We start from the raw sequence: 12,535 nt of genomic DNA on the forward strand, positions 1-12,535 counted from the left end.
TGCCGACCGGCAGCAGGATGGAGAGCCGGGGATTTGGGCTGCGGCGACCTCATGGGGGCTTTCGCGGGCGCCGCGGGAGTGCGGGGGGAAGATCCGGAGGCCCGCCCGGAGCCGGGCTTTCATCGCCACGGCTCCCCCCTCGGACCAGGCCGGTCAGGAGGCGCGCTCGCCAAGCGGGGCTCTTGTGCCCGATGCGGGCGACGTACCGGCTGCCGGCCCTGACCCCAGTAGGTGGAGACGCGAAGCGCCGATGACCACGCCCGCCCAGAGGTGGCGCGAGATCCGGAACGCCGCAGGAACGGCGCTTCCATTCCTCGGCGGGGGCCTGGGCGGTGGCGGTGTCGGCGACACGCGTCGGCGGGAAGGGCGCGAACGCCCTCGGCTCCTCCAACGGCCCGACCCGGTACGCCTGCGAGGCGCGTGCGGAGGGCCGGCGGGAGTGCTCGGCGCTGCCTGGCGGATCGGCCCGCCGGGTGCGGCTCTCAGGCCCCTCCCGGCCGCCGCCGGACCGGCGGCGCTCACGATGCAGTCACCAGTCCCAGCGGTTCACGCACTTCCCGGACGGACTCCCCCACGCGCCCACGACGGTTGGGGCCACCGGTCTGAACCGTCAGCCGGTCAGGAGCTCTGGAGCCGCCGGCAGTCTTGGCCACGGACCCACAGGCTGCCTTCGGCCCAGCCGGTGGCGCAGTGGTAGACGGTCCGGTCTCTGGAGTTGATGAGGAAGTTCGAAACGGGCCCCCAGTGGCCGGTGTCGCAGCCGCGGGCGAAGACGACCGGCAACTGCGCGTCCACCTCCTGACACGTGAAGACCTCGCCCGCCCGCGCCATCGGCGCGTTGAGCGAGACAGCGGAGGCGGCCTGGGCTGTGGTGAGCGGGGCCATCGCCACGGCGCCGGCGGCGGCGAGGGCGGCCAGTGCGATCGGGATGCGTCGCATGATCGGTTTCCCTTCGAAAACGGGCGCGAATGCCACCCAACCCCAACCATAAGCATAGGGTGATTAATCAACTACTATCCGTAACGATAGTAATGAGGGCCTGTCACACACAGCCCGCGAAGCAACAAGCCCCGCCTCTCTGCGATGGGAGACGGGGTCGCGGCGTCAGGAGCTACTTGGCGAGCCGGCGGGCGATGACCAATCGCTGGATGTGGCCTCTCGCACTGTCGGACGCGGTTTCCTACATTGAGGGGCATGAAGTCGACCATCGTGGAGATCCTCTCCCCTCAACCTTCGAGTTGGTACAAGAAGCGCACCAGTACGGCTGCCAGAGGCGGTTGCAGCCAGCACGGAAACCCTCCCTGTCATGACGCGATCGTCGCGAGCGTGATTCTCGCTGATGCCGGCAGCGAGAACATTCAGTGGGCTGTCTGCCGGCGAGGCCTTGACGAACTCCAGGGTGGTCAGACTGGGGAGCACATCTGATCTGTAGCCAGTCCTTCCACGAACGTCCATCGGTATCCAGGGACGTTGTCAGCAAGACCGGCCACCATCGGCCTCATCATGATGCGCCCTCTCCAGCAGAGCGAGGCGAACGCACAGTCCTGGGTTGATCAGTAGCCGGGTTCGCCCCCAGCGGCCAGCCGGGCCGCTGCCTCGGCGGGAGTGTCGTCGTAGCCCGGCCGGGCCACGAGCACCGATTGAAAGAAGTGCCCCTGTGCCTCATCTGGGTCGTCATCGGCTGCGAACGGTCGCCACAACGCGAGGTATGTCGCTCGCGCCGTGAACCCGTCATCGTCTTCGTTCGGCGTGAGCTCGATGTGGCTTCGGAGCCGCTCCACGACCTCCAGCGCGGGCAAGCCAAAGATGTCGACGTCGCGGTATCGCACCGAGCCGCAGCGGACCGATCCCGTGCGGCGGCTCGAGCTCCAACTCCATCCGCTGATCATTGCAGGCTCCATCCGTGGAGAGAAATCGAACCGTCCGGCGAATCGGCCGGATCACCAGGAGAAACGCCCCCGACCTGGGCGAGCAGCAGTCCGCGAGTGACCGTGACCACTCGCTGTTGACCGCCCTTGATGGCCCGCTCATGGCCCGGCGATCATGCGTTGCCCTGCCACCGAGAGCGGTGCCACCCTGACGGGCATGTACGGCACTCTTCCGAAGCGAGCGCTTTTCACCGTGGCATCACTCAGGGTGGACATTGCCCGGTGCAGGATCGAAGTCGCCCTGGCCGAAGACGAGCCTGAAGGCGGCGGTGGACGATGACCGGGGAAGGCGCGGGCTGGTCGTTCGCCTCCGCGAGAGGACCGGCCCGATTCGCCGCCGCAAAACACGGCCGCTCCCCCGAAGCGGAGCATGCGATGGGAGCCCACGCCACGCTATGCGGCATCCCGGCAGAACAGATAGTGGTCTACCGGCACCACTTCAGGACCAGCAGCGCCCAAGCCTGCCCGCGCTGCAAACGAGCCGCGGCGGTGTCCACCGTTCCCTGCGGGCAAGAGCGCCTGCATGACAAGGTTCTGACCGCCGTACCCAGCCCGTTGCGGACCCGGCTCCTCAACGCACTGCGGAACGGCGCCCCAATCGCCGTCTGGGTCAACGGGCCGGCGGACAGAGTCGCCGTTCAGGCACACCTCGACCACATCACCGACGGTGCCGAAGCTGTGAAGGACCTGCTCGCCGCCCATGACCCCATCGGCATCGCACGAGTCGCCCAGCCCTCGGGCGAGTTCGTCGTCCTGCTGCCGCAGCACACGGACCCGGTCATCGCCTGGGCCAACCGGCCTGGCACATGGTGGCGCACCTTGGTGCGCGGAGTGGCATCCGTTGCCGGCGCGATCGTCGGCAAGATCACAGCGGGCAGCAAACCGTGATCGATGGGTGTTCCTCCGGGCATGGACGCAGCGGGCTTGCGCCGGTCATGGGCTCGCTTGTGCACGGTCCACGCAGGCGCCCGCGTTGCGCTCTGCCCTCGTAGAACTGGGCGATCTCCGACACTGGTCACACGGGGCTCTCGCACCTCAAGGGCTACTTCGCCAGTTGGCGGGCGATGACCAGGCGCTGGATCTGGTTGGTGCCCTCGAAGATCTGCATGATTTTGGCCTCGCGCATGTACCGCTCCACTCGGAACTCCCTGGTGTACCCGTAGCCGCCGAACACCTGGACCGCGTCCGTCGTGACCTTCATGGCGGTGTCCGTGGCGACCAGTTTGGCCACGCTGGCCTGCCTGCTGTAGTCGAGGCCGGCGTCCCGGCGGCGGGCGGCGTCCAGGTAGGTCGCGCGCGCGCTGTCCACCCCGGCCGCCATGTCGGCCAGCAGGAAGCCGAGGCCCTGGTGGTCGATGATGCGCTTGCCGAAGGTCTGCCGTTCCTTGGCGTAGGCGACGGCCTCGTCGAGGGCCGCCTGGGCCAGGCCGACGGCGCAGGCGGCGATGCCGAGCCGGCCGGAGTCGAGGGCGCTGAAGGCGATCTGCAGGCCCTGACCTTCCTCGCCGATCAGCCGGTCGCCGTCGATGACGGCGCCGTCCCAGTGAGCGCTGGTGGTCGGCACGGCGTGCAGGCCCATCTTCTCCTCGGGGCGGCCGAACGTCAGCCCTTCGGCCGCGCCGGGCGCGACGAAGCAGGAGATGCGCTCGCCGGTACGGGCGAACAGGGCGTAGAAGTCGGCGATGCCGCCATGGGTGATCCATGCCTTGTTGCCGGTGATGCGGTAGTCGCCGCTCTCGGTGCGCTCGGCCCGGCAGGTGAGCGCGCCCGCGTCCGAGCCCGCCTGCGGCTCCGACAGGCTGTAGCCGCCGACGATCCGCCCGGCCAGCATGTCGGGCAGCCACCGTTCGCGCTGCTCGGGGGTGCCGTACGCGGCCACGGGGAAGCAGGCCAGCGTGTGCACGCTCGTCGCCACCGCGACCGCCGCCCAGCGCGCCGCCAGTTCCTCGATCACCTGGAGGTACACCTCGTACGGCTGGCCGCCCCCGCCGAACTCCTCGGGGTAGGGCAGCCCGAGCAGCCCGGCCGCGCCGAGCGTGGCGAACAGCCCCTCCGGGTACGTCTCCGCGCGCTCGTGCTCGTCGACCCGGCGCGCGAGCTCCTTGTCGGCGATGTCGCGGGTCAGCTCGATCAGGTCTTTGGCGTCCTGGTCGGGGAGCAGGCGGTCAACGGTCACGACGACTCCTTGGGTGCGGCTTCGGCGAGGCGGGCCAGGGCGGCCGCGGCCCGCTCACGGAACTCGGCGACGCGGGCGAGCTTGATGTCCTCGTACCCGCGGATCGACCCGGGAAGGCCGGCGATCTCGGCGACGGCGTCGATCGTGCCGGGGGTCAGCCGGGCGAGGGCGGCACGCATGAGATCACGATATTCGGTGATCAGTTCCCTTTCGACCCGGCGGAGCTCGGCCTGGCCGAACACGTCGAAGGCGGTCCCGCGCAGCACGCGTGCGGCCCGCAGGCCGCGGAACAGCGTCGGGGCGGAGCGGCGCAGCCGGATCTTGCGCTTCATGCCCATCGCGCGCAGCAGCGGCGGGTGCAGCAGCACGGACACGACCGCGTCGGCGCCGTACTCGCGCTCGCGCCTGGCCTGCTCCTCGGGGTCGAGGTGCAGGCGGGCGACCTCGTACTCGTCCTTGTAGGCCATGAGCTTGTGCAGGGAGCGGGCGTAGGCGAGCCCGACGCGCGCGCCGGCCTCCTCCCCCACGCGCCCGGCCGCCTCCGCGATCACGCGCCTGACGTCGGTCTCGTAGGTACGGGCGTAGGTCTGGTTCTGGTAGCCGGTCAGGTCGGCGACCCGCAGCGCCAGCGTCTCCTCGAGACCGGGCGCGGGCAGCTCGGCGGGCTCGGCGAGCGCGGCCCGGCGTACCGCCTCACGGTCGGCGACGGCGGCCCGGCCCCAGCGGAAGGCCGCGAGGTTCTGCTCGACGGCGGCCTTGTTGAGCCTGATCGCCGCCTCGATCGAGGCGGCGGAGACGGGCAGGCAGCCGTGCTGGTACGCCGCGCCGACCAGCAGCATGTTGGCCGGCATGTGGTCGCCGAACAGCGCCTCGGACAGCTCGTGGGCGTCGAGGTACAGGTTGTCCCCGCCCTCCGTGGCGGACTCCAGCCTGGCCACGGCGTCGGCCGAGGAGCCCGGCACGGTCACCCGTCCGGTGACCATGGCCGCGGTGGGCACGATGGAGGTGTTCACCACGGCGACCGTCCGGCCGGGCGCGGCGACGGCGAGGTTGGCGTCGGCCGCGACCCCGAGCAGGTCGAACCCGATGAGCACGTCGGCCGTGCCGCGCGAGGCGCGCACCGAGCCGTCCACCGGCCGCTTGGCGATGCGCACGTCGCTGACGACCGGGCCGCCCTTCTGCGCGAGGCCGGTCTGCTCGATGCCGGCGGCGTGCAGGCCGTCGAGGTGGGCGGCCATCTGGAGGATCTGCGAGACCGTGACGACGCCGGTGCCGCCGATGCCGGGCATCCGGATCAGGGTCTCGGCGTCGCCGTCGAGCCTGGCGACCGGCTCCGGCAGCCGCACGGGCAGCGGCGGCAGCTCGCGCGGCGCCCTGGTGCCGGGCTCGACCAGCAGGAACGACGGGCAGTCGCCCTTGAGGCAGCTCAGGTCGGAGTTGCACGACGCCTGGTGGATGCGGGTCTTGCGGCCGTACTCGGTCTCGACGGGCTGGACGGACAGGCACGTCGAGACGTCGCCGCAGTCGCCGCAGCCCTCGCAGACGCGCTCGTTGACCACGACCTTCGCCGTCGGGGTGGGCAGCTTGCCGCGCTTGCGCAGCCGCCGTTCCTCGGCCGCGCACTTGTCGTCGTGCAGCAGGACGGTCACGCCGTCGAGCGCGGCCAGCTCCCGCTCGACGTCGGCGAGGTCGTCGCGGTGCCGCACGGAGGCGATCGGCGCGAGTCGCACCCCGCGGTACGTCTCCGGCTCGGGCGTGGTGATGACGATCCTGCGCACGCCCTCCTCGGCCAGCGAGCGCGTGAGCGCGGGCACGTCGAGCCGCCCTTCCGCGCGCTGGCCGCCGGTCATGGCGACGGCGTCGTTGTAGAGCAGTTTGTAGGTCATCGTCACCCCGGCCGCCACCGCGGCCCGCACGGCCAGGGAGCCGGAGTGGTGGAAGGTGCCGTCGCCGAGGTTCTGCACGAAGTGCCGGTCCCGGGTGAACGGCGCGAGCCCGATCCACTGGGCGCCCTCGCCGCCCATCTGGGTGATGCCGATCTGGGTGCCGCGGCCGTGCCCGTCGAGGGCGATCATGGCGTGGCAGCCGATGCCGACGCCGACCAGCGTGTCGTCGGACGTGCGGGTGGAGGAGTTGTGCGGGCAGCCCGAGCAGAAGTACGGCGTGCGCGCGGCGACCATCGGCAGCAGGCGGCGCGCGGCGGACGCGGGCTTGGCCAGGTGGACCGTCCCGCGCGGGAGCCGGTCGGGGCCGAGGCAGGTGGCCAGGGCCTTGGCGACGTCCTCGGCGCCGAGGGTGCCGCGGGCGGTCAGCAGGTCCCGGCCCGACACGACGGGAGCGCGCTCGCCGCCGTAGAGGGCCTGCTTGAGCTGCCCTTCCAGGAACGGCACCTTGTCCTCGACCACCAGCACCCGGTCGAGGTCGGAGGTCATGGCGGCCAGGTCGGCCTCGGCCAGCGGGAAGGGCATGCCGAGCCGGATCAGGCGCAGCCCGAGGTCCTCGGTGGCACTCTCGTCCAGGCCGAGGTCGGCAAGGGCGCGCAGGACCACGGCGTACGTGGTGCCGGAGGCCAGGATGCCGAGCGTGGCGCGGGGGGCGTCGCGCATGACGCGGTTGAGCCCGTGCCTGCGGCCGTAGTCGCGGGCCAGCTCCAGCCTGCGGGTGAGCAGGTCGTACTCGGCGTCCAGGGCGGAGGGGCCGACCAGGATCGGCGACTTCCCGCGGTCGGCGTGGTCGGGGAAGGGGATGCCGTCGTACGGCGCGCCGAGCTCGACGGTGGCCGAGGCGTCGGCGATGTCGGCGACGATCTTCAGCCCCGTCCACAGGCCGGTGGCGCGGGACAGGGCGACGGCGTGCAGGCCGAACTCGATGATCTCGGCGACCGAGCCGGGCGCGAGCAGCGGCATCGACAGGCTCTGGCACATCGGCTCGCACGAGCTGGGCACGGTGGAGGACTTGCAGCCGGGGTCGTCGCCGATCCAGGCCACCGCGCCGCCGAGCGCGGCGGTGCCGGCCATGTTGCCGTGCCTGATGGCGTCGGCGGCCCGGTCGAGGCCGGGGTTCTTGCCGTACCAGAAGGCGGTGACGCCGTCGTGGCTGCGGCCGGGGACCTGGCCGAGGAGCTGTGTGCCGGCAACGGCCGTCGCGGCCAGCTCCTCGTTGAGTCCGGGCTGGAAGACGACGCCGGCCTCGTCCAGGAAACGGGCCGCACGGCCCATCTCCAGGTCCAGGCCACCCAGCGGGGAGCCCTGGTAGCCGGAGACGAAGGCCCTGGTGTTCAGGCCGCGGTCCCGGTCCAGGCGCCGCTGTTCGAGGGTCAGCCGGACGAGGGCCTGGATGCCGGAGATCAGCACCCGGCCGTCCGGCGCGGCGTACTTGTCGTCGAGCGACACGGTCGCGCTGTTCACGCTCACGCGAACCTCCTGGCGGGCAATGCGTATGTGGGGTTTCCCAGCACAGCAACGGAGAGCTACTGTGCGCAAGTATCAGACGTGAAACCACAACGAAGACGCAAATAATGTGAGCTGGGCGATTCTGGCGCAGAAGATCTTTGCGTCACCAAGGAGGATTCTCACATGCCGGACATCGACGACATCGACCATCAGGTGCTCCGGCTGCTGCGCGAGGACGGCCGACGCACCTTCTCCGAGATGGCCGAGCAGGTCGGGCTGTCGGTGGCGGCGGTCAAGCGGCGGGTCGACCGGCTCAGGGAGATCGGGGTGATCACCGGGTTCACCGTCCAGATCGACTACGCCAAGCTCGGCTGGGGCATCGAGGCGTTCACCGAGCTGCGGTACCCGGGGACCACGCCGGTGGGCGAGATCGTCCGTACGGCGACGGACGTGCCCGAGGTGCAGGCCGTCTTCACCATCGCCGGCGACCCCGACGCCCTCATCCACGTACGGGTGCGCGACCTCGGACACCTCCAGCAGGTCATCGACCGGCTACGCCGGGCCGGCAACGTCACCGGCACCAAATCCCTGCTGGTCCTGGGCTCCTGGACGCGCGACGCCCTCACCTGACCCGCGCGGCGCGCGTGGCCGGACGGTCAGTTCACCTGCCAGGCGTACTCCAGCTCGGGCAGCTCGAACCCCTGCCGGAAACGGCACATCCGCTCGTCGGTGCGGCGTGCGCCGTGCCGTTCGTAGAAGCCGATGGCCCGGGTGTTCGCCCTGAGCACCTCCAGGTAGACCTCCCGGCCGGGATGCTCGTCCGCCGCCCAGGCCAGTCCGTGCCGCAGCAGGCGCGACCCGGCGCCCGAGCCCGTGCTCCCCGGCCGCACGTGCAGGTTGTCGAGCAGGATCCGGCCGTCCGGGGCCGGCAGCAGGTAGGCGAAGCCGAGCAGCTCCCCGTCGTCGTCGTGGCCGACGAACAGGCCCGCTCCCCGGACGGGCGGGTCCAGCCGCTCCCGCCAGAGCGCGAGCCGGTCGTCGTCCAGGGGGCCGTTCAGGAAACCGGCGGGCATGATGCCCGCATAGGCCGTACGCCAGCTCTCCACGTGCAACGCCACGATCGGGGAAATGTCGTCAAATATCCCGTTCCTTATCAGCATGGCGGAGAGCCTTCCATACCGGGACGGCCCTTCGGGCGCGACGGCCCGGCCGGTCGCCGGGAGGTCATGCCGCAGCTTCATGGCCCATACGTAGATTTCCCGATGTTTTGCCCGCCGGATGTCCCTACTGTCGGGCCCATCCGAAGCCTTCCGAGCAAGGTGGGTTCATGCGCGCGCTGACCGTCCTCCTGTCCGGACTCCTGCTGGCCACCACCCTCCAAGCTCCCGCCGTCGCCGCCGTCGCGGGAAAGGACGTCGCGGCAAAGAAGCCGGGTCCCGTCGTCCCCGACGTCGTCTACCAGCGGGCCGACTTCGCCACCGGCACCGGCGAGGGCACGTCCGCCGGTGACGGGCTGTCGTTCGCCTCGGCCGCCGGCACCGCCTCCTACACCGACGCCCTGGGCACCAAGACCTGGGAGTACGCCCGCTGGACCGGCCCCGAGCGCACGGTCGGCTTCCCGGCCACCCAGCTGATCGCCTCCTGGACCGCCGACGTGCCCCAGGGAAGCTGGCTGCAGGTCGAGGCGAGGGCCAAGAACACCGCCGGGCTGAGCAAGTGGTACGTCCTCGGCCGCTGGTCCTACGCGGAGGGCGACATCCTGCGCACCTCCGTGGCCGGCCAGGGCGACGCGGACGGGTCCGTCGCCGTGGACACGCTGGTGGCGGCGTCCGGGCGGCAGCTGTCGGCGTACCAGCTGCGCCTGACCCTCTACCGCAGGCCGGGCTCGGCCGTGACGCCCCGGGTGCGCACGTTCGGCGCGATGGCCTCGAACGTGCCCGAGCGCAAGACCGTCCCGGTCAGCCCCGGCGGCGGGGCGTGGGGCGTCGAGCTGAACGTCCCGCGCCGCTCCCAGAACGTGCACGCGGGCCACTACCCCGAATGGGACGGCGGCGGCGAGGCGTGGTGCAGCCCGACCTCGACCACGATGGTGCTCGGCTACTGGGACAAGTGGCCGAGCGCGCAGGACACCTCCTGGGTGGACCCCTCCGACCCGAACCCCGAGGTGGACCACGCGGCCCGCTACACCTACGACCACGCCTACCAGGGCGCCGGCAACTGGCCGTTCAACACCGCCTACGCCGGCCGGTACGGCCTGGACGGCTTCGTCACCCGCCTGCGCACCCTGACCGAGCTGGAGCGGCTGATCAAGGCGGGCATCCCGGTGATCACCTCGCAGTCGTTCAAGAAGGGCGAGCTGCCCGGCGCCGGTTACGGCACCGACGGCCACCTCATGGTGATCGTCGGCTTCACCGCGACGGGCGACGTGATCGCCAACGACCCGGCCTCCGCCGGCAACGACGCCGTCCGCCACGTCTATCAGCGCGCCGACTTCGAGAACGTGTGGCTGCGCAGTTCGAGCAGCGGCGGCGTCGTCTACGTCATCCGCCCGCCCGGCCACGCCCTGCCCGCCACGACGCCGGGGCTGCCCGCCAACTGGTGATCAGTCCAGGACCGGGTAGTTGGCGCGGAACACGCCCTGCGGGTCGCGCGACCGCTTGATCTCGCGCAGCCGGGCGAGCGCCGGCTCGGGGAACGCCTGAGCCGCCCGCTCGCCCGGCGACAGGAACGTGTACGGCTTGCGCCCGCTGACCCGGTCGCCCAGGGCGGCGACGACCGCGTCCTGCTTGGCCCGTACGGCCTGGCCGAGCTCGGGGCTGATGCCGGCCCCGAGCAGGTAGAGCAGGTACGGCTCGGCCAGCGCGCCCCCGGCGCCGCCCCCCGGCCGGGCCAGCGCGCCGCCCAGGTGCCTGACCTGCATGGCGACCAGCGGCCCGACCGGCTCGGCCAGCAGGATCTCGACGGCGCCGGCGTCCAGCCCGGTCAGCAGCTCGGTACGGGCCACCGCGGGCGCCGGGTCGGTCGGCTCGGCGGTGATCGCGCCGAGGTCGGCCGTGGCCATGGCGGCCCGCGAGTCGCTCAGCACGCCGTCGATCTTGGCGAGCCGGCCCAGCAGACCCTCGGCCTCGGCCGCCGCGCCCAGATAGGCCAGGTCCACGGTCACCACCGGGGGCGCCTTGGGGAACTGCACCCGGTTCACCCACAACGACAGCTCGGGCGGCGCGTCGGCGGTCAGCTCGCGGAAGGCCGCGAACACCTCGGCCTCCTTTGCGCCGGGCCACATGAGGCGGCCGCCGTACAGGGCGCGCTCGGCGTACAGGTCGAACTCGACGGCGGTCACCAGCGCGAAGTCGCCGCCGCCGCCGCGCAGCGCCCAGAACAGGTCGCGGTCGCTCTCCTCGGTCACCCGCGCGGGCCCGCCCTCGGCGTCCACGACGTCGAAGGCGCGCACGCTGTCGGCCGCCCAGCCGTACCTGCGGCCGAACCAGCTCAGGCCGCCGCCGAGGGTGTAGCCGGTGACGGTGACCGCGGGGTTGCTGCCGGCGAGCCCGGTCAGGCCGTGCCTGCCCGCCTCGGTCTGCACCGCGCCCCAGGTCACGCCGGCGCCGACGCGGGCGCGCCGCTCGCCCGGATGGATCTCCAGCTCGTCCAGCCGGTGGGTGCGCAGCAGGATCACGCCGTCGGCGGTGCCGCTCGCGCCGTGGCCGCGCGGCTGTGCGGAGACGGTCAGCCCCTCCTCGCGGGCATGGCGGACCAGGGCGGCCACGTCGTCCGCGTCGGCCGCCTCGACCACGGCGGCCACCGGCTGGGCCACGGTCAGGTTCCACGCCTTGGCCGCCGCCTCGAAACCCTCGTCGCCGGGCAGCCAGACGCGTCCCTCGACCGCGGTGCGCAGCTTGTCGTACGTCATCGTCCACTCCTTCATGAAGACTCACCCCCTTGACGACGCGGGCCCGGGAAAGGTGACCGCCCACCGAAAAAAGGACGATCGCCCTGGCGCACTCGTACGCCGGGACCCCTCACCATGTCCGGACGGGCTTAGGATGCCGCCATGGTCGCCCCCCGTCGTCGCCCAGCCGCCTGTATGACGACCCGGCGCGACGAAAGGTGACCGATGAACGCGCAAGCCGACCTGGCCGGCCACTTCGACCTGGCCAGGAGCCACCTGCGGGCGGTGGCGTACCGCATGCTCGGCTCGGCCGACGAGGCCGACGACGCCGTCCAGGAGACCTGGCTGCGGGCCGCCCGCGCCGGCACGGGCGGGGTCGCGAACGTGCCCGGCTGGCTGACCACGATCGTCGGCCGGGTCTGCCTCGACATGCTGCGCGCCCACGGGCGCAGGGACGAGCAGCTCGTCGAGGGCGAGCGGTTCGACCAGGTGAGCGTCCATGACGGCGATCCGGCCGACGCGGCGGTGCTGGCCGACTCGGTCGGGCTCGCCCTGCTGGTCGTCCTCGACACGCTGAGCCCCGCCGAGCGGGTCGCGTTCGTGCTGCACGACCTGTTCGCGGTGCCGTTCGGGGAGATCGCGCAGATCGTCGCGCGCTCCCCCGCCACGGCCAAGAAGCTGGCCAGCCGGGCGCGGCAGCGGGTGCACGGCACGCCCGTCCTGCCCGCCGCCGACCACGCCAGGCAGCGCAGGCTCGTGGCCGCCTTCCTCGCCGCGGCCCGCGCCGGCGACCTGAACGCCCTGCTCGCGGTGCTCGACCCCGACGTGCTGCACCGGTCGGACGTGCCGGGGTCGGGCGGCGAGCGGCGCGGCGCCCGACCGGTGGCCCAGGGGACGCTCACCGACTCCGGCCGCGCGCGCTTCGCCGATCTCGTGCTCATCGACGGCACGCCGGGCATCGGCGTCCTGCGCGGCGGCCGGCTGTTCCTGGTGCTGCGCGTCACGACGGACGGCGAGCGCATCACCGGGATCGACATCGTCTCCGACCCCGCCCGCCTCGCCGCCCTCGACCTCGCCCTCGCCCCCGAGCCCGACCTCGACCTCGACCTCGACCCTGCCCCGGACGGCGGCGTGCCGGCGCCCTGATCCG

11 protein-coding genes are annotated in these 12,535 nt (G+C 72.1%); 5 read left to right on the top strand and 6 right to left on the bottom strand.

The window, feature by feature from the left end; translation table 11 throughout:
* Positions 1-618 precede the first annotated feature (618 nt).
* Positions 619-939 (bottom strand): hypothetical protein, encoded by a 321-nt coding sequence (locus tag ACNF49_RS45895; protein WP_482941661.1) that lies wholly within the window; start codon positions 937-939, stop codon positions 619-621.
* Between the two features lie 255 nt (positions 940-1,194).
* Between ACNF49_RS45895 and ACNF49_RS45900 the strand changes: the two genes are divergently transcribed.
* Entirely contained in the window at positions 1,195-1,425 is a 231-nt protein-coding gene (locus tag ACNF49_RS45900; protein ID WP_482941662.1) for a hypothetical protein, read from the top strand.
* A 128-nt stretch (positions 1,426-1,553) separates the two neighbouring features.
* Here the strand turns inward: ACNF49_RS45900 and ACNF49_RS45905 are convergent, their stop codons facing one another.
* Positions 1,554-1,889 carry a hypothetical protein gene (locus ACNF49_RS45905; RefSeq protein ID WP_482941663.1) on the bottom strand — a complete coding sequence of 112 codons (336 nt, stop codon included), beginning with the start codon at positions 1,887-1,889 and terminating at the stop codon, positions 1,554-1,556.
* A gap of 414 nt (positions 1,890-2,303) precedes the next feature.
* On the opposite strand from ACNF49_RS45905, the gene ACNF49_RS45910 reads away from it, so the two are divergent.
* A complete protein-coding gene (locus ACNF49_RS45910; protein ID WP_482941664.1) occupies positions 2,304-2,816 on the top strand; it encodes a hypothetical protein in 513 nt (170 codons plus the stop codon).
* A gap of 154 nt (positions 2,817-2,970) precedes the next feature.
* Here the strand turns inward: ACNF49_RS45910 and ACNF49_RS45915 are convergent, their stop codons facing one another.
* Both ACNF49_RS45915 and ACNF49_RS45920 read right to left on the bottom strand, forming a co-directional pair.
* Positions 2,971-4,104: an acyl-CoA dehydrogenase family protein gene (locus tag ACNF49_RS45915; protein WP_357979482.1), complete on the bottom strand. Its 1,134-nt coding sequence runs from the start codon at positions 4,102-4,104 to the stop codon at positions 2,971-2,973.
* The gene (locus tag ACNF49_RS45920; protein ID WP_498703518.1) at positions 4,101-7,586 is read right to left on the bottom strand and encodes an indolepyruvate ferredoxin oxidoreductase family protein; all 3,486 of its coding nucleotides are present in this window, start codon (positions 7,584-7,586) and stop codon (positions 4,101-4,103) included. The genes ACNF49_RS45915 and ACNF49_RS45920 overlap by 4 nt, the downstream gene beginning before the upstream one ends.
* A 93-nt stretch (positions 7,587-7,679) precedes the next feature.
* On the opposite strand from ACNF49_RS45920, the gene ACNF49_RS45925 reads away from it, so the two are divergent.
* Positions 7,680-8,126, top strand: coding sequence for an Lrp/AsnC family transcriptional regulator (locus ACNF49_RS45925; RefSeq protein WP_357979480.1), 447 nt, complete (start codon positions 7,680-7,682; stop codon positions 8,124-8,126).
* Between the two features lie 26 nt (positions 8,127-8,152).
* Here the strand turns inward: ACNF49_RS45925 and ACNF49_RS45930 are convergent, their stop codons facing one another.
* A complete protein-coding gene (locus ACNF49_RS45930) occupies positions 8,153-8,614 on the bottom strand; it encodes a GNAT family N-acetyltransferase (protein WP_498703520.1) in 462 nt (153 codons plus the stop codon).
* 209 nt (positions 8,615-8,823) lie between these two features.
* Here ACNF49_RS45930 and ACNF49_RS45935 point away from each other — a divergent pair, with 209 nt between their 5' ends.
* On the top strand, positions 8,824-10,098 hold the full coding sequence (locus ACNF49_RS45935; protein WP_482941667.1) for a C39 family peptidase: 1,275 nt from the start codon (positions 8,824-8,826) through the stop codon (positions 10,096-10,098).
* Here the strand turns inward: ACNF49_RS45935 and ACNF49_RS45940 are convergent, their stop codons facing one another.
* Positions 10,099-11,406 carry an FAD-binding oxidoreductase gene (locus tag ACNF49_RS45940; RefSeq protein WP_482941668.1) on the bottom strand — a complete coding sequence of 436 codons (1,308 nt, stop codon included), beginning with the start codon at positions 11,404-11,406 and terminating at the stop codon, positions 10,099-10,101.
* 204 nt (positions 11,407-11,610) lie between these two features.
* Between ACNF49_RS45940 and ACNF49_RS45945 the strand changes: the two genes are divergently transcribed.
* Positions 11,611-12,531 (top strand): sigma-70 family RNA polymerase sigma factor, encoded by a 921-nt coding sequence (locus ACNF49_RS45945; RefSeq protein WP_482941669.1) that lies wholly within the window; start codon positions 11,611-11,613, stop codon positions 12,529-12,531.
* Positions 12,532-12,535 lie beyond the last annotated feature (4 nt).

The organism is Actinomadura sp. ATCC 39365 (assembly GCF_054392275.1).